The organism is Desulfovibrio intestinivivus, from assembly GCF_053570665.1.
On the sequence record NZ_JBRBQT010000001.1, the window covers coordinates 2426948 to 2451612 of the forward strand.

Here is a 24665-nt window from a genome sequence, read left to right on the forward strand (position 1 = left end):
AGATGCAACACATCATTCTGAACCCGCCGGTATTCTGGAGGTAGCCTGAAGGATGAATACTGTTTTAGTATTGTAATACGCTGTAATTAATGAGTTTTTTAAGGTGTGTGCGCCTGTCTGCAACCACTGGACTCTACTGGCATGTCTCTTGCTTTTTGGCGCAAGAATGCATTCGCCATGTTTCATAGGGAGGACACCATGAGAGTTCATGTCATAGAACCCATAGACGAAAGCGCCATGCGCAAACTGCGTGCTGTGGCGGAAGTAGTGGCGTGGGATGATCCGGAAAAAAACGACCTTTCCCGAGCGGATGCGGTCATTGTGCGCGCCGCGTCCGTCACGCGCGAGCAGATTCTTGCTGCACCGGGGCTGAAGGTTATCGGCAAGCACGGCGTTGGCGTGAACGCCATTGATCTGGTCACAGCCAAGGAGCGGGGCATACCTGTTGTGTATACCCCGCTGAGCAACGTAAATTCAGTAGCCGAACTGGTTTTTGGCTTTATTCTCGCCACTGCCCGCAAGCTGCGCGACAATATGGAGCACATACGCCGAGGGGCAGAGCGCATAGCCCCCGCAACTCTTACAGGCCTTGAGATTTCCGGGAAGTCGCTTGGTCTTGTAGGCTTCGGCAATATAGGTTCACGCGTGGCGCAGATTGCCGTGAATGGGTTCGGCATGGAGGTTCATGCCTACGACCCCTATATGAAAGGGGCCACAGCGAAGGAGCGCGGCGTGCACTTGCATGAAACTCTTGAAAGCATGCTGTGCGAGGCAGACTACATCAGCGTGAGCGTACCACTTACCGAAACGACCAGAGGCCTCATAGGCTCCGCGCAGTTTGCCTGCTGCAAGCCCACGGCCGTTATCGTCAGCACCGCGCGCGGCGGGGTTATTGACGAATCTGCCCTTTATGAGGCCTTGGTGCGCAAGACTATTTACGGCGCTGCCAGCGACGTATTTGTGCAGGAACCCCCCACCATGGAAAATCCTCTCCTGCAATTACCCAACTTTATTGGCACCCTGCATATAGGCGGCAGTACGCACGAATCGCTTGTGCGCGTTGGCAATACGGTTGTGGACGATGTGCTTGCCGTGTTGCACGGTGAAAAACCGCTCTATCCCTATGCGGTATAGCTTTTTGTTTTAGCCTGTTACCGAAAAGGATTCCGCTATGACTCAGACGGATACAACCTCGCCGGTTGAAGAACAAAAGTTGCGTGAAGCAAAAAAGGCCACTGCGGCCGCCGCATTCGGTACCTTTTTGGAATATTATGATTTTTCAGTATACGGTTACTGCGCCGCCCGCATATCCAAGGAATTTTTTCCCAGCGACAATCCCACGGTTTCATTGCTCTCCACCTTGGCCGTGTTTGGTCTGGCCTTTATTGTCCGGCCTTTGGGCGGCCTGTTTTTCGGGCACATCGGTGACCGCTACGGGCGAAAATTTTCGCTTGTGGCTACGGTGGTGCTTATCGGTGTGGCCTGTACGGCCATCGGCTGCCTGCCCACCTACGATCAGATAGGCATTGCTGCGCCTATCCTGCTGATTCTTTGCCGCATATTGCAAGGATTTTCCGCCGGGGGCGAGATAGGCAGCGCGGCTTCGTACATTCGTGAATGGGCACCCGCAGAACGCCGCTCCCTGTATCTTTCCTTTGTGCCCAGCGTGGCCAATTTGGGCAAGGCCGGGGCCGCTGGCCTTACCGGACTGGCCGCCTATCTGTTTGTTGGCGAAAGCGCAAGCTGGGCCTGGCGTGTACCCTTTCTGGTGGCCATGCCCCTCATGCTCGGTTGCCTCTGGATGCGTCTCAAAATCGAGGATACTCCCGATTTCACCAACATGAAGAATGAGGGCAAGCTTTCTGAGGCCCCCATTAAGGAGCTGATAGGTCAGTACCCTGCTTCACTGTGCAAGCTGTTCATGTACTCTCTGGTTCAGAATGTGGGCACGTATTGCGGTACCGTGTATGTCGCCATCTATATGCGCACAGTGCTGAAAATGCCTGCCACCGAAGTTGGTTTTATCGTGCTGATAGCCGTGACCTGCGCGGCCCTCTTCATACCCGTGTTCGGCCTCATCACAGACCGCGTAGGCCCTGTTAAAACGCTGGTGGCCTGCTACGTCTGCTATATTGTGCTGAGCTATCCCTGCTACTCAATAATGGGCAAGAGCTTTGGCATGGCCATATTTGCACTGGTTACCACCATGATCCCTTATGCCCTGTGCCAGGCTGGGTCATATTCCATGTACCCGGAGCTGTTGCCGCCCCGCGTGCGCAGCACAGGGGTTTCCTTCGGGCATAGCATGGGGGCTGTTTTGGGCGGGGCCACCACTCCGTTTCTGGCCACGTGGCTCATCTCCAAGTTCAACGACATCATGATTCCCGCTTACATCCTCATTTTTGTGGGTGCGCTGGGCCTGGTTAACCTGCTGATTCTCAAGAAGGCCGACCCCGCTGAAGGGCGTCGGTTCCGCTAATGGCCTTTCTTTAAACAACAGTACGCGGAGAAATATATGGAACTTTTTGATTGCACTCTTCGTGACGGCGGCAATGTGCTTGGCAACGGGTTTCCGGCTGATCTGACGGAACTAATACTGAAAGGGCTTGTTGATTGCGGCGTACGGTATATCGAATACGGCAATGCCAATGGCATTGCCGCGGGCGAAGAGCAGGGCAAGGTTGCCCCGCTGACCGATGCCCAATACATGGCTCTGGCCAAGCCGCTGGTGGGTAAGGCTCGTTTGGGTATGTTCATTCTCGCTGGCAACGCTACGGAAGCACGTGTGGCGGCGGCCGCAGAGGCTGGCCTGAGTTTTTTGCGCGTAGGGGCCAATGCTGGTGATGCCGACAATGCGCGTCAGGCCGTTGAACTGGTAAAAAAGCATAAGCTCGAGGCCTGCTATTCACTGATGAAGGCCTACGTGCTCAGCCCTGATGCGCTGGCCGATGAGGCCGCGCGATTGCAGGATATGGGAGTGGATATGGTGACCATTATGGATTCTGCAGGAACCATGATGCCGGATGAAGTCTGCAGCTATGTAAAGAAAATGGTGCGACGGGTGAGTATTCCCGTAGGTTTCCATGGGCATAACAATCTGGGTATGTCCGTGCCCAACGCAGTTGCGGCTTTCAGGGAAGGTGCCGCCATAATCGACTGTGGTTTGATGGGCATGGCTCGCAGCGCGGGTAATTTGGCAACGGAGATCGCGGTAGCCGTTTTTGACCGGCTCGGGGTTCGCACGGCTGATCTGAATGTTCTTTTGCAGTTTATTGATGAAAAGCTTGCGCCCGCCATGGAGAAACACAATTACAGGGCGCCTGTCGTGCCCCTTGATCTGGTGTTTGGCCTTGCGGGATGTCATTCTTCCAATACTGCGGCATTGCGCGAAGCTTCAAAGGAGTATGGCGTGGATATCTTCCGCCTTACCATGGCCGTTTCTGCTGAAAACCGCAAAAATCCTTCCAAGGATCTCATAAAACAGCACGCATCCAAGCTTGCTGCTGCGCGTTGCCTGTAGGGCTTGCGCCCGTCCTTGCACGGCGGTTCCTGGCGTGATCTTTTTTTTGATGTGTGCAACCGTCTTATGTTATGCAGTAAAAAGCGGGGGCCGCGCCGTTCATTGCGTGGCCCCCGCGGGTGGGACATCTTCAGCGGTGTTGCAGGGTGCGAGGGAGCACCTTGGCAATATCCACAGGCTAGTAGCTGTTTTTTTTACCGGTAGTTCCGGAAAGGTTTTTGTAGGTGGCCAGCGCATTGTCCATGGCATCGATAAAGAGCATAGTGTCAACGGCAACGGCAACAAATGTTGCGCCCCATTCAACGCATTTGCGCGCCATGACCGGATCCACGGCGAGAATGCCGGGGGCTTTGCCCTTCTCGCGAATGCGGCGGATTGTACGCTCAATTATTGCCGTAACTTCCGGGTGCCCGGCATCATCCGGATGCCCGAGAGAGGCTGAAAGGTCAGCAGGGCCAATAAACACGCCATCCACGCCTTCCACATCAATGATCTCATCCAGATTTTCAAGCGCCTTGCGGCTTTCAACCTGAACAAGCAGGCACAGGTTTTCTTCCGCTTGCGCCATGTATTTGGGTACGCGGCTCCAGCGGGAAGCCCGCGCAATACTGGCTCCAACTCCGCGCACGCCATGAGGGGGATACCGCAAGGCATTCACCATGCGCCGGGCGTCGTCCGCAGTGTCCACCATGGGAACCAAAACGGTCTGCGCGCCAATATCCAGCACCTGTTTCAGCAGCGCCTTATCACCTTCAAGGGGGCGCACCACTGGGTGGGCCGGATAGGGCGCCACGGCCTGCAGTTGCGCCAAAAGCGTCTGCACATTGTTTGGCGCATGTTCTCCGTCAATCAACAGCCAATCGTAATCGCACGTGGCCGCCATTTCCGCAATGTAGGATGAGGCGGTGCTCAGCCAAAGACCTATCTGCACTTCGCCACGGGAAATGGCTTCCTTGAACCTGTTCTTCTGTTTCATGGTGTGTACTCGTTATTTTTGTAAGCCGCTATGCCGACTGCTTTTCAGGTTGCGCTTTTTTGTCCTTGCGCAACATCATAATGGCGATGGAACCGATTATGGTGATGACTGCAAGCGTCAGCAGCCCGGCCAACTTGTTGCCAAACAGAATATCGGCCTGAGCCTTGATGTTAGGGGCAAGAAAACCGCCGATTGCGCCAAACATATTGGTAAATCCGATACCAGCGGCAAGTGCCGCGCCCGTGAGCATGCTTGTGGGCATTGTCCAGAATACGGGCTGAACCGCAATAAATCCCGCCGCGGCAAAACACAAGGCTACAATGGCTATAACCGGACTTGCCAGCGCGGAAACGCCAATGCCAATGCCCGCCATAAGCAGGGTAAGGGCGGCGATGTTACGCCGTTCACCCGTGCGGTCTGAATAGCGGGGAATGTAATAGGTGCCGAAGAGGGCCGCAATCCAGGGAATTGCCGTAACAAGCGAAGCCTTGAAGCCCACGGCTGTACCCAGCAGCGCCGCCACCTGTGATGGCAGGTAGAAAACCAGCCCGTAAACACTGATTTGAATGATCATGTAAATGACGGCCAGATGCCACACGGTTTTATTGCGCATGCCGTCGCTGATGCGTGAAGTTGTTTTGCCGCTTTCTTCTGCCGCAAGCGTGGCAGCAAGATGGTCTCTTTCGGCTTTACTGAGAAAGCGCGCCTCAGCGGGGGTGTTGTCCAAATACAGGAAGGTAGCCACACCAGCGAGAAGAGCCAGTCCGCCTTCGATGACAAACATCCAGTACCATCCAGGGTGTCCCATGAAGCCGTGCATCTCGAGTAGCGCGCCGGATAACGGAGAACCCAGGGTAAGCGCCAGCGGAGCACCCATATAAAAGAGTCCCATGATGCCAGCGCGCTTGCTTTGTGGAAACCACTGGGATGTAAGGTAAATCATACCAGGGAAGAATCCCGCCTCGGCCGCGCCCAACAGACTGCGAACAAGCAGGAATTTCATTTCCGTATCCGCATAGGCCATGGCCGCTGAAAGCAGGCCCCACACAAGGGTAGTGCCGCCAATCCACGCCCGTGCGCCGAATTTTCGCATAAGCAGGTTGGCCGGAACCCCCAGCACAGCGTAAAAAATAAAGAAAATGCCGGCGCCCATGGCAAAAGCGCCGTCGCTCAAGCCAGTATCAATCTGATAGGCCTGTTTGGCGAATCCTATGTTCGCCCTGTCCAGAAATGCCAGAATATACAGCATCAGCATGAAAGGAATAAGCCGCAGGCGAGTTTTGTTGACAACCTGCTCAATATCAGGTGACATATTCTGCTCCTGTTGCACGGTCATTAGCTATGGGAGAGAGGGCTGCCGGGGTGCCACCCGGTGGCCCGATTTTCGTAGCGGGGGTCGGAACCCCTTTGCGTCGAATCCATGGCCGATCCTTTCCTAGTGTTCAAAGGGGCGGACGATGTCGCACGCTCTGTTCAATTCAACGCCGAAACCAGGCTTGTCCAGGGTTTCCTTGCTGATGCGTCCGTTCACCGGCACGGGCTCGTTGAGCAGCAGCGGGTGGAACTGCGGGCGTACCTCAAGGCAGTCGGGGCTGGTCATAAGGTATTCGCTGAACGGGGTGTTGACGAACGTGATGACGGCATGGTGCGAGTAGACGGAGGAACCGTGCGGCACCACAAGTTGCCCACGCGATTTGGCAATGGCCGCAATCTCGGTAAGTGTTGTAATACCGCCGCACCAGCCCACATCAGGCTGCATGATGTCCACGCCGGTTTCTGAAAGTGTGCCGAACGACTGGATGGTGCCGTGGTGTTCGCCCGTGGTCACCATCATGCCCGCAGGCACGTTGCGCTTCAGTTCCCTGTAACTGTCATACTGTTGCGGGGGAAAGCATTCCTCAATCCATTTCAGATTGTATGGCGCGCAGGCGTGAGCCAGTTTGACGGCGTAATTCACGTCCTGGCTCATCCAGCAATCAAGCATCAGCCAAAAATCAGGGCCGCATTTCTCACGGTATTCCGCAACCATGGCCGCATCTTTGCGAATGCCTTCATCGCCGTCGTGCGGTCCCCAGTGGGTAGGCATTTTCCCGCCGATGAATCCCATCTTCTGGGCGGCGTCAGGACGTGCTCCTGTGGCGTAAAAACGAATTTCGTCCCGAACAGCGCCGCCAAGCAGCTTGTAAACGGGCATGTCGAGCACTTTTCCGAACAGGTCCCACAAGGCCAGATCAACGCAGGAAATGGTGTTCATGACCACACCGCCTGAGCCGGAGTAGTACATGGTGGCGTTAATCATCTGGTCGTGAATAAGCTTGATGTCGCTGACGCAACGGCCTTCAATGAAACGGTTAAGGTGTTTTTCGACAATAAAGCAGCCAAGTTCGCCGCCGGTGGAAATGGCAAAGCCGGTAACACCGTTTTCCGCTTCAACTTCAACAATAAGGGTGCCCAGCACATTAATGCCGAAAGACTGACGCGACTGCTCATACTTTTTGTACTTGCTCATGGGTGTGGCAATGTGGTCGTCGATCCAGTGCTTTCCTGCCTGATCATGGTAGTCTCCGCCACCACCCGCAGCCTTGGCGGTCGCACCGCCGCAGTAATACGCCCGAACCTGCTTGATTTTGGGAAGATTCATTTTTTTCCTCCATGTTGCTGGTTAGTTGTCCGTCTGGAACAGATGGCTGCGCGCCTTACCCGTTCCAACCCAGATCACGTGATATGTCTTTTGCGCAGGCAACAACACCGCGCGCAAGTTCCGGAACGGTATCGTCCGATATCTGCATGGATGCGCCAACAACCGAAATGGCACCGGCCAGCGCGCCCCTGGCGTCAAATACAGGGGCGGCCACGCAACGCACGTCCGGCTCGTCTTCCCCATTATCAAATCCCCACCCTTGTTGGCGAATGCGAGTCAGTTCCACGCGTAGAGCTTCAGAATTGGTGATGGAAGTGGGGGTGGTACCCACAAACGTCGTCCCGGCAATAATGGATTCGCGAATGTTGTCCTGCTGCCATGCCAAAAGGCATTTCCCAAGGGCCGACCTGTAAAGAGAAAGCCTTTTGCCCACGTAAGAGCGCACACTTATGGTGCCCTGTGATTCAATTTTCAGAATATAGTAGGCAGAATCACCGTCCACTATGCCGAAGTGGCAGAGCAAACCAGTGCGCTCCATAAGAACCGTAAGGTGCGGGCGGGATATTTCGCGGACATCCAGCTGCGCCGCGGCTTTTTCTCCTAGGGCGATAAGCCTGACCCACAACCGGTAATTACCCCTGTCATCCTGCTTTACCAGACGGAGTTCCTGTAATTCTTTCAGCAAAAGGTAAGCAGTGCTTTTGGGCATGCCGGAATGTTCAATCAACTGCGCTGTGTTGGCTGAGCCTTGCTCCGCCAGACACTCGAGAATCGCCATGGTTCTTTGTAATGTTGACATAGATTTTTCCAATATTTTGGAATGAATTCCTAATTGTTGAACTAAACCTAGGATGCAAGAAGATTTGTGTCAAGCAGTCCGCTCTTTCCATAGCAAAACGTGATCGCTCGACATCCACGAAAAAAAATTTTTCCATGATAACAGTAAAATAGACGGGGAGATGCATGCGCGAGGGCGGCAAAGGGCGCGCTCAAAAAAGATGCGAAACAGGAAGCATGCCCGTTGACGCGGAAGAACAGCAGGGGGGCCTGAAAGCGGAAGTATAACCCGCGGGCATGTCTGCGGTCTCGCGCCGCAAATGCTTGTTGCCAAGCTAGGGTTCGGATATACATAGATTGACTGTATTACTTGCAGAGTACCCTTGGGATATTTATGGGGAAAAGCGCAAAACCCGTTTTGCATTGCGGCGAAGTCTGCTTATGGTCGCAACCTTGGAGCAAAAAATGAAAACGCGTGTAGAACACGATTTTCTTGGCGAAATGAAAATTCCGGCCAATGCCTATTATGGCGTGCAAACCATGCGGGCCGTGCAGAATTTTAGCATTTCTGGCCGCACAATTTCCCAATGCCCTTCGCTGATAAGGGCTTTGGCTTACGTAAAAAAGGCTGCGGCCCTTGCCAATGCGGAACTGGGCGCATTGCCTGCAAACATAAGCAAGTCCATCTGCGCTGCGTGCGATGAACTGCTGGCGGGCAAACTGCATGACCAGTTTCCGGTGGATACCATTCAGGGTGGGGCAGGTACCTCTACCAATATGAACGCCAATGAGGTTATTGCCAATCGCGCCCTGGAAATCATGGGTCATGAAAAGGGCGATTACCAGTATTGCCACCCGAACAACCACGTCAACTGTTCCCAATCCACCAACGATGCCTATCCAACAGCCTTCAGGCTGGCTCTGTATGCCGAGCTTACCAACCTCATGGAGCACATGCGGTATATTCAGGGCTGCTTTGCGCGCAAAGGTGTGGAATTTGCCGATGTGGTAAAGATGGGCCGCACCCAGTTGCAGGACGCCGTGCCCATGACGCTGGGCCAGGAATTTTCGGCTTACGCAACAACCATCGGCGAAGACATTCTGCGCGTTGAAAAAAATCGTAAACTGCTTCTTGAGATTAACCTTGGGGCCACGGCCATCGGCACCGGCATCAACGCGCCTTCAGATTATTCGCGCATTGTTTGCAACCATCTCAGCAATCTTATCGGGCTCAATGTGGTGACGTCAGACAACTTGATTGAAGCCACATGGGACACAGGCAGCTATGTGCAGATTTCGGGCGTGCTCAAGCGTTTTGCCGTCAAACTTTCAAAAATCTGCAATGATCTTCGTCTGCTTTCTTCCGGCCCGCGTACGGGTATTAACGAGATAAATCTGCCGCGCCGTCAGCCGGGTTCTTCCATCATGCCCGGCAAGGTCAATCCCGTCATTCCCGAGGTGATCAACCAAATATGCTTTGACGTCATTGGCAAGGACATGACTGTAACCATGGCCGCAGAGGCGGGGCAGCTTGAACTGAACGTCATGGAGCCGATAATTGCCCACACGCTTTTTTTGGCGGTGGAACGCCTGGGCATCGGATGCAGGACGCTTGGGGAAAAATGTGTGGAAGGCATTACCGCCAACAGGGAACGCTGCCTGGAACTCGTAATCAATTCCATCGGTATCGTGACCAATCTTGTGCCGGTTATCGGTTACGAAAAATCGGCGGCAATCGCCAAAGAGGCCTTGGATACCAATAAATCAGTTTCTGAAGTGGCGCTTGCGCATGGCGTGATGACTGCGGAACAACTTGAGAAACTGCTTTCGCCCGAAAGCATGACCCGCCCAAGCCGCGCGCACCTGTAAAATACAACCTTACGGTAACGCTGCGGGGCAATCCGCAACTCCAGACAATAAAAAGCCGCTCAGGCCTGCGCGCTACCGCGTGCACCTAGGCGGAATATTCTACGTTGAAGAATGAATCAGGCAGCGGAAACGCCTTTGATTTGCTTGCCCACGCCCGTAAGGTTTGTTTTTTATTTAACCTTGCGGATCAATGTTCACGGTAACTTTTTGAGATGAAGGCGGGGGCAAAGCCTCTCCAAGAAAGAAGAGCAAGCCAGAATCTCTTGAACTGAACAGAGGTCTGAAAAGTAGAAAGCCCGTTAAGCCTTCAGCTTAACGGGCTTCTTTAAACTCTCTCTGAGTTCAAATGATGCCAAGGACGGAACTCGGAACAATTTGAAATGTAGAGTTTCAACACGTTGAATTTGTTTTATTTTTTTTGTTTGCGAAGGCTTGTGACCCCGTTTGTGATCCCATAGCAGCCATGACCTACGTGAAAATTCAGAATAAAAAAGAGGAGTGGCCATCATAGGGTTTATATCAATTAGCGACTTATTGGCCATACGAACAATCATTTCTGGACAGAGAGATTCACCTCTACCCCATCCACTCACATAATTTCCAATCAAGCATATCGCCCTGCCAGGCGCAAGTTATTCGTGGATTTAATGAATAATTCCGTGAATGATATTGACATCCATTTTCTATTTCACTAAGAATGAAATCGATCTTCACTTTCGTTTAACAACTTGAACTGATTGCCTAGCTGATTTTTAGACGGGCAGAGCATCAAAGTTGTTATTTATCAGTTTGCTATCTGTAGTTTTGCCGATGGTATGACGCAATAATTATATCTATTTTGATTAAAACTCTTTTTATCTAATTTAAATAACCTTTATTCACCTGTAATAATTAGATGAGTAGTATGCTGTATTCTTTTAAAAGAAATATTTTACCTGCGATAATGATAGTATGTGCATTGCATCTGTTGGTATTTTTTTGCATTGCATATGTATTTTCAAATGATCGTTTGGATATATCAACACAACACGGGTCTGCAATTTCTATTCAATTTGCTGTTGTTCCAGACTCTTCAGCAACAGAAGCCTTTGTTCCGCAAGTTGCGGAACCAGAAGTTTCTCCTGAGCCTGAACCCGTGATCGACTCTGAGCCACAGCCTGTCGTTAACCTGCCCAAACCAAAGCCCAAGCAGCAAGATAAGCCCAAATACAAGCCCAAGCCTCAAACCCCAAAATCGTCATCTGCTTCAGTTGATGCTGCGCAAGGCCGGACATCGGAAAATGCTTCGCCCGTCACGGGCCCGGCTTCGCAAAGCGCTCAACTACGATCTGGTGGGGACTCGGCCACAGTGGTTCGCAGGGTCAAGCCCTCATATCCTGCGCTTTCCCGCCGCATGGGCGAGGAGGGGCGCGTCGTCCTCAACGTGCTGGTGAAAGCGGACGGGACAGCAGGGGCTGTCAGCGTCAAGCGGTCCAGCGGTTTCCCCCGGCTGGATGATGCGGCGAGCAACGCTGTGCGAGTATGGCGTTTTGAACCGTACAAGATCGGCGGGCTGGCCGCAGATCACGAATATAGTGTTGTGGTCGATTTTTCGTTGACTAATTAGGAGAAAATTAATGGAAAACAAATTTAACTTGATAAGCATATGGGGGCATGGCGATGCCGTAACCCATACAGTAGCCATAATACTTTTACTTATGTCAATTGCATCGTGGACAGTGATTGTAATTGGGATTTTAAGACAGCAGAAATTTAAAAAGAATCGTGCAAGATCAAAATATTTTTGGATGAAAGATACTGTTGATGAATCTATTGATAACATTTGCAACAATGCTTCGCCATGGAAACAGATAGCACTTGAAGGGAGATACGCTTCTCAAGGGTTTTGTTCTACTGCGGCGGATACACAGAACCCAAATGCACATGCGGACTGGGTCATTCGCTCAATGGCCAGTGTGCTGGATAAAATTTCATATTACCAGAGCTATGGATTGGTTCTTCTTTCTTCCATTGGTGCAACAGCCCCCTTTGTAGGGTTGTTTGGCACGGTCTGGGGTATTTACCACACCCTTATTGCCCTGAGTGGCGGCGGGCAGATGAGCATTGATCAGGTTGCAGGGCCTATCGGCGAAGCCCTTGTCATGACGGCCTTTGGTCTGGTTGTGGCTATCCCGGCAGTGCTTGGCAACAACGCCATAGCAAACTGCAATCGCAGAAATCTGCAGGAACTGGGGCTGTTTGCCCAAGATCTGCAAACCTATCTTGTTACAGGGCAGCGGCCACTTTCTACCAAGTAACCGCAACAAGGAGAAGGTATATGCACGTCGGCGGAAAGAGCTTGAGCGCAAGAATGGATGGCGAGGTTATGAGTGACATAAATGTTACTCCTCTTGTGGATATAATGCTTGTGCTGCTCATCGTATTTATTATTACGGCGCCAGTAATTCATCAGGCTTTTAAACTCAACCTTCCAAAAGAAAATGCACAGAAGCATGAGTTGCAGAACTCGGATATAACTATCGAAATATCCGGCGCTGGCGCGTACAGCATGAATGGTAAACCTGTTACAGAAGATGGCTTGCTTACGGAACTACAGGGTGTTGAACGTGGAAATGGCGGCGATGCGCGTATCAATCTCCATGCTGATGAATCAACGCAATACACAAACATCGCCCGGGTTCTTGCGCTTGCTCAGCAGGCCGGTCTTTCCAAAATTGCCTTTGTTACTTCACCTCAAAACGAAACAAGGTAACGATTTGCATTTATAATACAAACCTTAACTGCAGTCTGCGATGTGTATTCGGCATCGAGAGGAGAACTGGGGAATGACGCGAAGAAGAAAGGTTTCCTTGGTGGCGGGGTTGATGGTTATGGGCTTGTGCGGCCTGGCAGGGCCTGCACTAGCGGATGATGCAGCGGGGGGGGCTCCTGATGCAGCAGGGCAAAGTACCGAAGAAAAAAGAGCCCTTGATGTGGTGCATGTTACAGCGCAAAAGCGCTCGGAGGCGGAAAACGCCGTGCCCATCAGCATGGAGGTAACAACTCCTGAAGAAATGAGGGCTGATCACATTACAAATGTAGAAAATTTGGTGTCTTCAACCCCGAACGCCTCAATGGGAACCGGCGCAACCGGTAGTGCCATGTCAGCCTACATCAGCATTCGTGGTATTGGATCAACCATTTCTGAAACGGATCCCGCAGTCGGCATGTTTTTGGATGGCATTCCTCTTTCACAGATTCACAACTATATGGGCAACCTTCTTGATGTTGAGCAAGTTGAAGTGCTGCGTGGTCCTCAAGGCACTTTGTATGGCCGCAATACCCTTGGCGGTGCAATCAACATAAATTCAAAAAAACCAGATCCCAGCAAGTATGAAGGTCATGTCACAATCGGCGTCGGCAATAAAGAGCAGTTTCGCTCCGAGGTTGTGGGCAACGCCCCCCTTTGGGACGGAAAAGCCGCAGTGCGCGCAGCTTTTGCATACGATCAGGTTGGGCATGTGTGGGATAACGATCAAGGCGGCAATGTCGGCAAGCAGAACAACTATCAGGGACGCTTGAGCTGGTTCATGATGCTTGGGGAAAACACAACTCTTGATCTTAGTGCTGATATACAGAAGCAGTATCGCAACGATGGCGCCGTCATGACTATGGATGACTACAATAATGACCAGCGCCATTATAATGTTTCAAGCCCTCTTGGTGGGAGCAATAACTCTGGTGGCGTCAGGGCTGAGCTCAATCATGATTTTGACAGCGGTTATAAGTTGACCTCGCTCACAGGGTACCGCAGTTCTGCCATGAATTATAAGGGTAACTACGGACCTGTTGGTTTCTTCAATAATGTCAGCGCAATGTATAACGCATTTGGGTTTACAAATTTCCAGTTTCGGGATCATGGAACATATGGGGAAAGTTTCGGGCAGATTTCTCAGGAACTTCGGCTGACTTCCCCTGATAAAGCGGCATTCAAATATGTGACTGGCGTGTATGCGGACTACAACCGCACGGACGTTACGAACTCCATAACGAACAAGTGGGATGCCGGCTCCGTTTGGTTCCCTTGGTCAATGAACGACAATCATGCGGATTTGGAATTGCGGGGGCAGCAGAACGGTTGGTCTGTGGCCGCATTTGGCGATGGGTCATACGACTTTGACGAACACTGGCAGGTGTTTGGTGGAGCGCGTGTTGGCTACGACAAAAAAACTTATGAATTCAAGGCGTCATCCAACCTTGGGGAAGACTATATTGCAGGTTTCTGGGATGGGCCTGGTTTGAAAATGGTTCGTGAGTATGATGGCACTTGGGATAATATATATTTTACCCCAAAGGGCGGAATCAAATATAACTTCAACGAATTTAACAACGTTTATTTCAGCGTAAGCCGTGGTTACAAATCTGGTGGCTTCTCGACTTCATTGTTCTACAACAAGCCGGGCTTTAAGTACGATGAGGAAACCACAATCAACTATGAACTCGGTATGAAGAACATGTTTCTTGACGGGCGCATTAGCCTTGATACCTCGCTTTTCTATGTTGATTGGCGTGATCAGCAGGTTCTGGCCTATGACTCATCAACCGGTATAACCGGAATTATCAACGCTCCCCAAAGCCGATCCTACGGTTTTGAAACCAGTCTCAAAGGCAAATTTGATAATGGCATACATGTTGGGATTGGCGTGGGCTACGCGGATGCGACGTATGTTGATTTTAAGAATGCCCCCGGAACCTATGGTGGCTCGATTGATGCCAGTGGAAAGCAACAGCAGTACCATTCAAAATTTACTGGCAGGGCCAACGCTGGCTATGAATTTGCTTTGCCATGGGACAATCTGGTTGCAACTTTTGACGCAATCTACCGTTATCGCTCAAAGTATTACTTTGATGTTGAAAACAGGATTGAGCAAGAAGGCTATGGAACGGTTGATGCCAGCTTTACTGTTGGCAACGATTCCTACGAGGTAAACCTTTGGGGGAGGAATCTCCTCAACCAGGGTGCGCTTGCTTCCGCAAGTTACATGAACGCCAGAAACTCGACTTATGACCAGAACACGGTAGTCAGCCTTATTGATCCCCTTATGTTCGGCATAAACTTTACCAAAAAGTTTTAGGCAATAATGCTACTCAGGGGTGCGTTTTCCCTGCACTGCGGGATGCCGTTTGCAGAGAAAGCGCACCTCATGGCGGAGAATTCAATGAAGTGCGCGGTTCTTGCTTCTGTTGTCATAGCCAGCCTCCTTGGCGGCTGCTACGGGCGGTCAGATACTGAAGTTCAGGGCTATGTTGAAGGTGATTTTGTCAGAGTTTCTCTGCCTGCAAGCGGTATTGTTGAAACCCTCTCTGTTTCGCGCGGCAGTCATGTTAAGGAGGGAGAAGTCCTTTTTACCCTCGACAGCAACAGGGAAAAAGCCGCACTGGACAAGGCCAGATCCGAGCTTGAGGCCGCAAAGGCGGAAGTATCCAATCTACTTTCTGCGGAACGGAATGATGAAATAGAAGCCTTGCAGTCTGGCATTGCAGAGCTCAAGGCCCAGCTTGCCTACACCGCAGCGTCGTATCGCCGTAAATTGAATCTCAGCCACAGCGGTGCTGCGTCAATGGATGAAGTTGAGCGCCTGCGGTCAGAGGAATCGGCCACGAGGGCAAAAATCCGCGCCAGCGAAAGCCGTCTGCGTTTGGCCCAGCTGAGCATTGGGCGCGAAGGCGAAATTGAAGCCGCGCAAAAGATGCTGCAATTCCGTCAGGCCGCTGTGCGCGAGGCAGAGGCGAATCTGGCTCTGCGACAAGCGATAGCGCCTGCTGATGCCGTGGTAAACGATATCATCTATCGGCCTGGAGAAACCATAGCGAGTGGGCAGGCCGTGGTGGAACTGCTGCCACCAGATAACATCAAGGCCCGTTTTTTTCTGTCCCCGACCCAGGTTGGCTGGACGTCCGCAGAACCGGAAATTCTGCTGCAATGCGAAGGTTGCGGCAAAGGCATCCCCGCTCGCGTAAATTTTGTTTCTTCCGAGGCTGCCTACAGGCCGCCGGTGCTTTATTCGCGTAACGAATCGGGCAAGCTGGCCTTTATGGTTGAAGCGGTTCCTCTTGAGTCTTGCGCGCAACTACGCCCGGGGCTGCCCGTGACGGGAGTTTTCCATAAATGACAAACGCCATCGAAGTGCAGGGCCTTACCAAAACGTTTGGCAATGCTACTGTGGTAGATTCTGTGTCGTTCAGCGTTCCAGAGGGCCAGATTGTTGGTTTTCTTGGCCCCAACGGATCAGGAAAAACCACGACCCTGCGGATGATGTGCGGCCTGCTGACGCCGGACAAAGGCACTGGCACCTGCCTTGGGCTCGATATCTTGACGCAGGCAGATCAGATCAAACTACAGGTGGGGTACATGCCTCAGCGTTTTTCGCTTTATGAAGACATGACTCTTGAAGAAAATCTCGCCTTTACAGCCCGCATTTATGGGTTGAGCAATGTGCGCCGTGAAATCCAGAGCGTGCTGCACCGACTGGGATTGTGGGACCAGCGCAAAAAGCTGGCCGGGTCGCTCTCTGGCGGGTGGAAGCAACGGTTGGCACTGGCAAGCTGCGTGATGCACAAGCCCAAGGTATTGCTTCTGGATGAACCCACCGCAGGGGTGGACCCTACAGCCCGGCGGGAATTTTGGGAGCAGATACATGCACTGGCGGCAGAGGGTATTACCGTGCTTGTGTCAACACACTATATGGATGAGGCGGAGCGCTGCCACAGCATTGCCTACATTGCCTATGGCAAACTGCTTGCTTGCGGCACAAGCCGCGAGCTTATCAAAATGTTTCCCATGAAAATGTACTCCGCATGCCTCAAGCCAGACCTGGCGCCAGCAATTCTTACCCGCATAGCGCAGCGGCTTGAGTCGCAAAACCATGTGGATGTGGTTATACCCTTTGGCAATGACCTGCACGTGGGCGGCGCAGATGCAGCCCTGCTTGAAGAGGCGATCCGCCCCTGGCGGCATGACCCGGCGCTGGTGTGGTCAGACGCCGAGGCATCGCTTGAGGATCTGTTTATTCTTCTCATGAACCGTGCCCTGAAAGATATGAAGATGGGGCTGGCCTGATGTTTAGTGGATTTTCCCTAAGGCGTTTTGTGGCTTTGCTGATTAAGGAACTGATCCAGATGAAGCGCGACCGGGCAACGTTTTCCATGTTGCTCAGCGTGCCGCTTATGGAAATTCTTCTGTTTGGCTATGCGATCAATGCCGACCCAAAGCATCTGCCCACCCTTGTGGTTGATGGTGATCAGTCGGTTATGAGCCGTTCGTTTGTAAGTTCCCTGGAAGTATCGGGCTATTTTTTGATCACCAACCGCAATGCAACGGAAGCGGAGTCGCAGCGGGCGCTGGCCAACGGTTCCACCCAGTTTGTCATCAATATTCCCGTAGATTTTTCACGAAAGGTTGCCAGGGGCGAACGCCCCGAGGTGCTGGTCGAGGCTGACGCAACCGATCCTTCCGCCACTTCCGCCGCCATAGCTGCCCTGTCCGGGCTTGCGGCAAAAGCCATAAATGCGGATCTCACCGGGCCGCTTTCTGAATTGAAGCAGGGGAGCCCGCCGTACTCGTTGCTGGTGCACCGCAAGTATAACGAAGAAAACGAATCGGCGTTCAGCGTGGTTCCCGGTATCCTTGGCGTGGTGCTTTCATCAACCATGATCATGATGACTTCCATAGCCATGACCCGTGAACGTGAACGTGGAACCCTGGAAAGTCTGCTGGTGGCCCCCATTCGGCCCCTAGAGATGATGCTTGGCAAGATTTCGCCCTACATCCTTATAGGATTCGGTCAGATACTGGTTATTCTTACAGCTGCAAAGGTGCTTTTTCATGTGCCAATGATGGGTTCCATGGCCTTGTTGTTTCTGGTTTGCGTGGTTTTTATCTGCGCAAATCTGGCACTTGGATTCATTTTTTCATCCATTGCCAAAAACCAGATGCAGGCCAATCAGGCTTCTTCAGGTTTTCTGCTGCCGTCCATCATCTTGTCTGGGTTTATGTTTCCTTATCGGGGTATGCCAGACTGGGCGCAATGGCTTGGTGAAATATTGCCGGTAACGCATTTTTTGCGGATTGTGCGCGGGATTCTTCTTAAAGGTAATACCCTTGCTGATATCTGGGTGGATTTTGGCGCGTTAGTGCTGATTCTGGCGGTTGTCTGCACACTGTCCATCCGCTGCTACCGCCGTACGCTGGATTAGGCCTTTCCAATCTGGGCGCACAGCAAAATTTGGATACATTCTTCAGCTTATAGGCATCACCTGAAGGCAACAGGTGTAAATTTCAAGGATGCGTATGTTAGCAATGTTATCACGAAAGCCTTTTTCTGTATGGAGTCTGATAGCCAGCCTCTACACTACGCAATATCTCGGGCTGAGCTTTTTTTCAGTTGCACTTGTTGCCATATTACGCAAGCAGGGTGCTCCTCTTGAGCAGATAAGCTCCGTTTATGCCCTTGGCATGATTGGAGCCTGCAAATTTTTGTGGGCTCCCTTGGTGGATAAAATTCGTTTCACACCACGAATTGGTCATTTTCGTGGTTGGCTGATCTTGATGCAGTCGCTCCTGGTTGTGGTGCTTTGTGCTATCGCAAGCCTGGATGTGCAAACAGACTTTGGCTCTGTTTATCTGCTGTGCATCGTCATGGCCCTGTGCGGAGCAACCCAGGATATCGCAACAGATGGCCTGGTATGCTCCATCCTTTCCAAAGAAGAGCGGGGCATCGGCAATGGCATTCAGACTGCCGGGGGCATGCTCGGCTTTATGATAGGCGCAGGCTTTGTGTTGATGGCATACCCCAGCCTTGGCTGGCGTCAGTCTGTCTTGATTCTGGCTCTGGGCACTGCCGTGTCATTGGTGCAACTGCTTTTCTTTGTTGAAGATGAATTGCAAATTCAAAAGCAAAGTGGTTTGCAGGCCGCTGCCAGGCTTGTGGGGTTTTGGCGTCAGCCGGGCATGACATCCTGGCTTGTGATGCTGTTGCTTTTCCCCATGGGAATTACAGTTGCCTACAGTCTGTTGACGCCAATTCTGGTGGATAATCATTGGTCGCTTGAACGCATCGGGTTTTATGTGGATGTGCTCGGTCCAGTTATGGGCATTGCTTCCAGCTTGTTCGCAGGGTGGATGATTTCCCGCCATGGACGGAGTTTCACCATGAATTATTGCTTGGGGATGCAGCTGCTCAGTATTGCAGCGGTGCTTTTTATGGCCATGGGAAACGTGAGCACAAGTATGGTCGTAGCTGCGGTCATGGCTCATTTTCTGGGCTATGTGCCGTCAGTCACCATGCTTAGCACGCTGATGATGGATCATGCATCCAAAGAAAGTCCGGCAACAGACTACACAGTGCAGTTCAGCATATATCAGTTTTTTGCAATGGGCATGGGGGGCACGGGCATGGTTATGGCTGGTCGCCTGGGTTACAGTGCAACTATTTGCGCAGCGTTAGCCTGCTCGGCGCTAGGGGGCATCTTCGCCAGATTTTATGTGTCCTCCTCTGCAAAAAAAGAACCCCGCGCGTCTGTGGCTTAAGCGCGCGAACGCCCCCTTAACAAAGGCGGCTGGCAAGATGAATATTCGCGGCAGCACGCTTGTTGCCGCAACACAACTGCTTCCGGCAAGCGAGATGAGGTGAACATGTTTTACGCGCATGATCTTGGATGGCCGATAAAGGAGATAGAGCGCTACAGGGCGGAAGGTTACTGGCGTGAGGAAACGCTTAACACCTTTCTGAGTGATCTGGCGCGTAAGCACACAGGGCATCTTGCTGTTATTGATGGCGAGTTTTGCCTTACCTATGCTGAGCTGGAGCAAAAGGTGGCTCAGGCTGCCGCCGGGTTTGCCGCACTTGGGCTCACGGCGGGGCAAACGGTGGTTTTGCAATTGCCAAACTGCTGGGAATTTGTGGTTGCCTTTTTTGCCCTTGTCCGCCTTGGGGTTGCCCCGGTTATGGCTCTGCCCGCGCATCGAAAGGCAGAGATTTCCGCATTTGTGGAGGCGGCTGGCGCAAAAGCCTATATCTGCGCCGACGAGGCGTCGGGCTTTGACTACCGCACGTTGGCTCGCGAACTGCAACAGCAGTACCCCGGCCTTGATCACGTAATTGTGCGCGGCAATGCAGAGGAGTTTGTTCCTTTCAAATCCTTGTTTGGCACCGGTTTTGCTTTGCCGCAAGACCCTGCCATGCCCGACTCCCTGCTCTGTTTTCTGCTTTCGGGCGGCACCACGAGCACCCCAAAGCTGATTGCGCGCGTCCATTGTGAATACCTCTGTTCAGCCCGTTACAACGCCGCCGCCAATGGGTTCGATGCCTCAACCGTCTATCTGGCCACCTTGCCTATGGCGCACAACTTTCCGCTGGCCGCACCTGGTCTGCTGGGAACCTTTTTATGCGGCGGAACCCTGGTCATAGCCGAAAATCCCGATCCAGACACATGCTTTGACCTGATAGACAAGCATTCCGTCACCAGCACCGCCCTTGTGCCGCCTGCGGCGATTCTCTGGTGCGACATGGCGGAACTGCTGGATCGTGAGGGGGATTTTCCCAGTTTACAGAGCATCCAGGTTGGTGGCGCGCGCGTGAGTGAAGAACTTGCAAGGCGCACCATAAAAGTATTCGGCTGCCGCTTTCAGAATGTTTTCGGCATGTCTGAAGGTCTGGTAAGCATGACCCGCATGGATATGGATGAAGAAACGGTTTGCAGCACACAGGGAAAACCCGTGTGCCCGGCGGACGAGTTTCGTATCGTTGACGCCGCAGGCAAGGAGGTGCCGGATAATACCGTCGGTGGTTTGCAGATTCGCGGGCCATACACCATCCATGCCTACTACAAACGGCCAGATGTCGATGCGGAATCGTTTACCACCGATGGATTTTTTCGCACTGGGGACCTTGCGCGGCGTAGGCCTGACGGGTGCATGGTGCTTGAAGGGCGGGAAAAGGATCAAATCCAGCGTTGCGGAGAAAAAATAACTCCCGAAGAAGTGGAAAATGTACTTGTAACCTGCCATGGAGTGCGTGATGCCGTGCTTGTGGGCATTCCGGACGAGCATCTGGGCGAGCGTATATGCGCTTTTATCCATGTGCACGAGCACGATGACGATGGCTTGAGCGCGCGCTCGCTACGTCTTTTTTTACAACAGAACGGTCTGACGACCTTCAAGATCCCCGATCAGTTTGTATTTGTTCCTTCGTTTCCCTGCACTGCGGTGGGCAAAAATAACCGTCGCAGCTTGCGCGAGCAGCTTCTGATGCAATATCAGCAACATATTGCAGAAGCTAAAGGAGCAGAACATGAATGCTGAAGCTCCGATACTATCGCGCCTCGGCTTGCGCCGCTGGATTGCGGAAGTTCTTGATTGCTCCCCGGAATTGATAGGAGACGAAGATTCCCTCATAGAGCTTGGCATGAGTTCGCTCATGATGATGCGTCTGCCTGTTATGCTCAAAAAAGCTGGCGTAAGCGTCAAGCTTGCGGATATGCTGAAAGATGCAACCTTGGGAAGCTGGGTTCGGTTGGTGGAGCAGGGCAGAAGATGCTCTGCGGAGCAGGAGCCGGAACGCATCGTTGACGGGCAGCCCTTTGCGCTCACGGATATGCAGCGGGCTTACTGGCTGGGGCGTCAAACGGTTTTTCCCTTGGGGGGAATTGCCGCGCACGGCTATCTGGAAATTCATGAGCCAAAGGGAAAATTTGATCTGCCGCGTCTGGAAAAAGCCCTCAACCAGACAATACTGGCCCATCCCATGCTGCGGACAGTGCTGACGCCAGATGGGCAGCAAAAGGTGCTGCCAGAGGTTCCCTGGTACCGCATACACAGCCGTTGCGGCGCGCATGCCACGGCAGAGTGCAGGGAGGAGATGCGGGCGGAAGTGCTGCCAGCGGAAACTTGGCCGCTGTTTAACATATGCGTGAGCGGAACGGACAACGCGCCTTGCGCATATCTCCATATCAGCTTTGATATCCTGCTGCTTGATGTGGCCTCTCTGGCTTTGTGGCTGAACGAGCTGCACGGTCTTTACACTGGGCAGCAGAAAAAAGCCTGCATTAGTAACAGACAGTTCTCACAATATGTAGCGCAAGCTGAGGCCAGCAAAGAACTGGCGTCTGCAAAGAGGCACCGGGAGTGGTGGCAGGCGCGCGCGGCGCAGTTGCCCCGAGCGCCCCAGTTGCCGTTTGCCCATCAGCCAAGAGAACTCACGCCACCCGTCATAGGTAGGCTTGCGTCGCACATGCAGGCCGATGCATGGCAAAGCCTCAAAAGTCACGCGGCAAGGGCCGGGGTGACAGCTGCGGGAATGTTCGCTGCCATTCTTGGTGAAACTCTTTCGCGGTTCAGCCGTTCGCCTCACATGACTCTGAACCTGACCCTGTTTGACCGGGCAGGGGAAAGAGCAGCCTATGACGGCGTGTTGGGTGATTTTACCTCTATGCTGCCGGTGACGGTGCGCGCAGGTGCGGGGCAGACTTTTCTTGCGCTGTGCCGCGCCGCCCATGAGGATATTTGTCAGGCGCTGTCACATGCGGATATCAGCGGGGCCGAGGTCAATGCAATCATCGCCCGCGCTCACGCTACACCCAACGAAAACCCACTTCCCGTTGTGTTGACCTGCGCCACGGGCATTGCAGGCGGCAGCTATCTGGATGCGGCTTCACGCTTCGGAGAGCTGATTTTTGCCTGCAATCAGGCTCCGCAGACATGGATAGACGCGCAGGTTGTGGAATATCGCGATGGACTTTCGCTGGTTTGGGATTATCCCCAAGGTCTTTTCCCTCCCGACCTTGTTGAAAGCATGTTTGAGCAGTTTGTAGCTCTGGCCCATGCCCTGTCAGACGGCGGGGTGTGGGGGATGTCTGCTCAGACCGTGCGGCAGCCGCGTATACAGCCAGCATCTCTGGCCTTGTTGCCCCCTGCCCGGCAGAGCCTGGCAGGGCCTTTCTTGAAGCGCGCCGCGTTCAGCCCTGCGGCAACCGCCCTCATTACACCCGAGAAGACGCTCTCTTACGGCGAACTGGATCGGCTCAGCGGGGATCTGGCTCATCGGCTGACCTCGGAACTGCTGGTCAACAAGGGGGAACTGGTTGGCATTGCCCTTCCCAAGGGATGGCTTCAGGTGGTGGCCGTTCTGGCGGTGCTGCGCGCTGGGGCGGCATACTTGCCCGTGAACGTCAGCGACCCGCAAAGCCGTATTTTGACCATCCTTGCGGAAGGCGGCGTTCGCCTTGCCCTGTGCGATGGGAAAAACCAAGGATTTCTGGCTGACGCAGACTGCCAGCTTGCAGAAATTTCTGTCGAAAGCACACCTCTGCTGCTTGCGGATTTTTCTGGAAATGACACTGGGAGTGCAAGGGCAACTGGAGCTGACAAGAAGCAATCCGGCGGACAGACTGTTGCGGCTGACGCTTCGGTGGATGTCGATCCGGAAGCCACGGCCTATGTGATTTTTACTTCTGGGTCTACGGGCAAACCCAAGGGCGTGGCGGTTTCGCATCAGTCTGCGCTGAATACGATTTTAGATGTCAATTCCAGGAATGCCGTGGGCCCAAATGACAGGGTGTTTGGCATCTCGCAACTCAACTTTGATCTTTCCGTCTATGATATCTTTGGCACTCTGGCGGCTGGCGCGGCTTTGGTTTTGCCACAGCTCGCGGAATTTGCCGAACCTCTGGAGTGGGTGAAGCAGGTGGAGCATACGCAGGTTACTGTGTGGAACTCTGTGCCGGCGCTGGCGCAATTGCTGCTGGATTCAGCCAAAGCCACAGGAGGATGCCTGAAGCATTTGCGCCTCTTTATGCTCAGTGGAGACTGGCTGCCAGTAGAATTGGCCGCCAGCATCCTTGCCTTGCCGCAAGAACCGCGTCTGGTCAGCATGGGCGGAGCGACAGAAGCCGCAATCTGGTCAGTTGAAAAAGTTGTGGATGCGCTTTTGCCGGGGCAGAAGACAGTTCCTTATGGAAAACCGCTTTCCGGTCAGATGCTCTACGTGCTGGACGCATCCATGAGGCCATGCCCCCTGTGGGTACCCGGCGAAATATACATCGCGGGAGTGGGGCTCGCGCAGGAATATCTGCACAGGCCGGAACTGACGGAACAATCGTTTTTTTCTCACCCTCAGACTGGCGAGCGGCTCTACCGAACCGGCGACTGGGGAAGAATGCTGCCTGATGGCGATATTGAATTTATGGGCCGCGATGACACGCAGGTCAAAATCAACGGCATGCGCATTGAGCTTGGTGAAATTGAATCAGCCATTGCAGAGATGCCCGGTGTGCGGCAGGCCGTTGCCGTTGTGGCCGAGCACTCGCAGAGTAGAAAAATCGTGGCTTTTGCCCAGCCGGACGGAGATCACAAGTTGGACGCCCAGCGTATCGGCCTGGCCCTGAAAGGTCGGTTGCCTTATTCCTGGCTGCCAGCGGAAATTTGTCTGGAATCAACATTCCCGCTCACTGCCAACGGCAAGGTTGACCGGCGCGCCCTGACTGCCCGGGCAAAGGCCTCCCTGAGCAAGCCCCGCGCCAGGGAGGCGTCTGTTCCTGAAACAAAGGCCCAGCAGCAGATAGCGGATGTGTGGGCATCCGTGCTCAACGGAGCGCGGCCAGGCGTATCGGTATCCTTTTTTGATGCAGGCGGGACTTCATTTCTTGCCATGCAGCTGTCCACACGGCTCACGGCGGTATTGCAGCGGCCTGTGCCTGTTCTTTCTGTTTTTCAGTACACAACCATAGCCAGTCAGGCGAAGCACCTCATTGATGCCGAAGTGCTCTGTTCCACAGAAGCCGGGCACACTCAAGGCCGCGTTGAAAAGCTCCGCGCCATGGCGTCCCGCGTGCGCCCCAGGAGGTAA

Annotated in this window: 18 protein-coding genes; 14 read left to right on the forward strand and 4 right to left on the reverse strand. The window is 53.1% G+C overall.

The window, feature by feature from the left end:
- The first annotated feature begins 198 nt into the window (after window positions 1–198).
- The 3 genes from ACUZ9P_RS10515 to ACUZ9P_RS10525 are packed head-to-tail and all read left to right on the forward strand — an operon-like array spanning window position 199 to window position 3520.
- Window positions 199–1134 carry a hydroxyacid dehydrogenase gene (locus ACUZ9P_RS10515; RefSeq protein ID WP_449249664.1) on the forward strand — a complete coding sequence of 312 codons (936 nt, stop codon included), beginning with the start codon at window positions 199–201 and terminating at the stop codon, window positions 1132–1134.
- 37 nt (window positions 1135–1171) lie between these two features.
- Window positions 1172–2479 carry an MFS transporter gene (locus tag ACUZ9P_RS10520; RefSeq protein WP_449249665.1) on the forward strand — a complete coding sequence of 436 codons (1308 nt, stop codon included), beginning with the start codon at window positions 1172–1174 and terminating at the stop codon, window positions 2477–2479.
- Between the two features lie 36 nt (window positions 2480–2515).
- A complete protein-coding gene (locus ACUZ9P_RS10525) occupies window positions 2516–3520 on the forward strand; it encodes a 4-hydroxy-2-oxovalerate aldolase (RefSeq protein WP_449249666.1) in 1005 nt (334 codons plus the stop codon).
- A 178-nt stretch (window positions 3521–3698) separates the two neighbouring features.
- Here the strand turns inward: ACUZ9P_RS10525 and ACUZ9P_RS10530 are convergent, their stop codons facing one another.
- From ACUZ9P_RS10530 to ACUZ9P_RS10545, 4 genes are all read right to left on the reverse strand, one after another.
- On the reverse strand, window positions 3699–4496 hold the full coding sequence (locus ACUZ9P_RS10530; protein ID WP_449249667.1) for an aldolase/citrate lyase family protein: 798 nt from the start codon (window positions 4494–4496) through the stop codon (window positions 3699–3701).
- Between the two features lie 28 nt (window positions 4497–4524).
- On the reverse strand, window positions 4525–5808 hold the full coding sequence (locus ACUZ9P_RS10535) for an MFS transporter (protein ID WP_449249668.1): 1284 nt from the start codon (window positions 5806–5808) through the stop codon (window positions 4525–4527).
- Between the two features lie 123 nt (window positions 5809–5931).
- A complete protein-coding gene (rhmD, locus tag ACUZ9P_RS10540; protein ID WP_449249669.1) occupies window positions 5932–7137 on the reverse strand; it encodes an L-rhamnonate dehydratase in 1206 nt (401 codons plus the stop codon).
- Window positions 7138–7192: 55 nt separating this feature from the next.
- A complete protein-coding gene (locus tag ACUZ9P_RS10545) occupies window positions 7193–7936 on the reverse strand; it encodes an IclR family transcriptional regulator (protein ID WP_449249670.1) in 744 nt (247 codons plus the stop codon).
- Window positions 7937–8379: 443 nt separating this feature from the next.
- Between ACUZ9P_RS10545 and aspA the strand changes: the two genes are divergently transcribed.
- From aspA to ACUZ9P_RS10600, 11 genes are all read left to right on the forward strand, one after another.
- The gene (aspA, locus tag ACUZ9P_RS10550) at window positions 8380–9783 is read left to right on the forward strand and encodes an aspartate ammonia-lyase (protein ID WP_449249671.1); all 1404 of its coding nucleotides are present in this window, start codon (window positions 8380–8382) and stop codon (window positions 9781–9783) included.
- Between the two features lie 904 nt (window positions 9784–10687).
- Window positions 10688–11389 carry a TonB family protein gene (locus ACUZ9P_RS10555; RefSeq protein ID WP_449249672.1) on the forward strand — a complete coding sequence of 234 codons (702 nt, stop codon included), beginning with the start codon at window positions 10688–10690 and terminating at the stop codon, window positions 11387–11389.
- 10 nt (window positions 11390–11399) lie between these two features.
- The gene (locus tag ACUZ9P_RS10560) at window positions 11400–12080 is read left to right on the forward strand and encodes a MotA/TolQ/ExbB proton channel family protein (RefSeq protein ID WP_449249673.1); all 681 of its coding nucleotides are present in this window, start codon (window positions 11400–11402) and stop codon (window positions 12078–12080) included.
- A gap of 20 nt (window positions 12081–12100) precedes the next feature.
- On the forward strand, window positions 12101–12535 hold the full coding sequence (locus tag ACUZ9P_RS10565; RefSeq protein WP_449249674.1) for an ExbD/TolR family protein: 435 nt from the start codon (window positions 12101–12103) through the stop codon (window positions 12533–12535).
- A 73-nt stretch (window positions 12536–12608) separates the two neighbouring features.
- A complete protein-coding gene (locus tag ACUZ9P_RS10570) occupies window positions 12609–14897 on the forward strand; it encodes a TonB-dependent receptor (protein WP_449249675.1) in 2289 nt (762 codons plus the stop codon).
- A gap of 84 nt (window positions 14898–14981) precedes the next feature.
- A complete protein-coding gene (locus ACUZ9P_RS10575) occupies window positions 14982–15935 on the forward strand; it encodes an HlyD family secretion protein (RefSeq protein WP_449249676.1) in 954 nt (317 codons plus the stop codon).
- Window positions 15932–16882 carry an ABC transporter ATP-binding protein gene (locus tag ACUZ9P_RS10580; RefSeq protein ID WP_449249677.1) on the forward strand — a complete coding sequence of 317 codons (951 nt, stop codon included), beginning with the start codon at window positions 15932–15934 and terminating at the stop codon, window positions 16880–16882. The genes ACUZ9P_RS10575 and ACUZ9P_RS10580 overlap by 4 nt, the downstream gene beginning before the upstream one ends.
- A 29-nt stretch (window positions 16883–16911) precedes the next feature.
- Window positions 16912–18018, forward strand: coding sequence for an ABC transporter permease (locus ACUZ9P_RS10585; protein ID WP_449249678.1), 1107 nt, complete (start codon window positions 16912–16914; stop codon window positions 18016–18018).
- 94 nt (window positions 18019–18112) lie between these two features.
- A complete protein-coding gene (locus tag ACUZ9P_RS10590; protein WP_449249679.1) occupies window positions 18113–19351 on the forward strand; it encodes an MFS transporter in 1239 nt (412 codons plus the stop codon).
- 105 nt (window positions 19352–19456) lie between these two features.
- A complete protein-coding gene (locus ACUZ9P_RS10595) occupies window positions 19457–21124 on the forward strand; it encodes a (2,3-dihydroxybenzoyl)adenylate synthase (protein ID WP_449249680.1) in 1668 nt (555 codons plus the stop codon).
- A complete protein-coding gene (locus ACUZ9P_RS10600; protein ID WP_449249681.1) occupies window positions 21114–24665 on the forward strand; it encodes an amino acid adenylation domain-containing protein in 3552 nt (1183 codons plus the stop codon). Before ACUZ9P_RS10595 ends, ACUZ9P_RS10600 begins: the two co-directional genes overlap by 11 nt.

Coding starts and splice junctions, on each gene's coding strand:
- ACUZ9P_RS10515 (WP_449249664.1), top strand. CDS start 199: ATGAGAGTTCATGTCATAGAACCCATAGACGAAAGCGCCATGCGCAAA.
- ACUZ9P_RS10520 (WP_449249665.1), top strand. CDS start 1,172: ATGACTCAGACGGATACAACCTCGCCGGTTGAAGAACAAAAGTTGCGT.
- ACUZ9P_RS10525 (WP_449249666.1), top strand. CDS start 2,516: ATGGAACTTTTTGATTGCACTCTTCGTGACGGCGGCAATGTGCTTGGC.
- ACUZ9P_RS10530 (WP_449249667.1), bottom strand. CDS start 4,496: ATGAAACAGAAGAACAGGTTCAAGGAAGCCATTTCCCGTGGCGAAGTG.
- ACUZ9P_RS10535 (WP_449249668.1), bottom strand. CDS start 5,808: ATGTCACCTGATATTGAGCAGGTTGTCAACAAAACTCGCCTGCGGCTT.
- rhmD (WP_449249669.1), bottom strand. CDS start 7,137: ATGAATCTTCCCAAAATCAAGCAGGTTCGGGCGTATTACTGCGGCGGT.
- ACUZ9P_RS10545 (WP_449249670.1), bottom strand. CDS start 7,936: ATGTCAACATTACAAAGAACCATGGCGATTCTCGAGTGTCTGGCGGAG.
- aspA (WP_449249671.1), top strand. CDS start 8,380: ATGAAAACGCGTGTAGAACACGATTTTCTTGGCGAAATGAAAATTCCG.
- ACUZ9P_RS10555 (WP_449249672.1), top strand. CDS start 10,688: ATGCTGTATTCTTTTAAAAGAAATATTTTACCTGCGATAATGATAGTA.
- ACUZ9P_RS10560 (WP_449249673.1), top strand. CDS start 11,400: ATGGAAAACAAATTTAACTTGATAAGCATATGGGGGCATGGCGATGCC.
- ACUZ9P_RS10565 (WP_449249674.1), top strand. CDS start 12,101: ATGCACGTCGGCGGAAAGAGCTTGAGCGCAAGAATGGATGGCGAGGTT.
- ACUZ9P_RS10570 (WP_449249675.1), top strand. CDS start 12,609: ATGACGCGAAGAAGAAAGGTTTCCTTGGTGGCGGGGTTGATGGTTATG.
- ACUZ9P_RS10575 (WP_449249676.1), top strand. CDS start 14,982: ATGAAGTGCGCGGTTCTTGCTTCTGTTGTCATAGCCAGCCTCCTTGGC.
- ACUZ9P_RS10580 (WP_449249677.1), top strand. CDS start 15,932: ATGACAAACGCCATCGAAGTGCAGGGCCTTACCAAAACGTTTGGCAAT.
- ACUZ9P_RS10590 (WP_449249679.1), top strand. CDS start 18,113: ATGTTAGCAATGTTATCACGAAAGCCTTTTTCTGTATGGAGTCTGATA.
- ACUZ9P_RS10595 (WP_449249680.1), top strand. CDS start 19,457: ATGTTTTACGCGCATGATCTTGGATGGCCGATAAAGGAGATAGAGCGC.
- ACUZ9P_RS10600 (WP_449249681.1), top strand. CDS start 21,114: ATGAATGCTGAAGCTCCGATACTATCGCGCCTCGGCTTGCGCCGCTGG.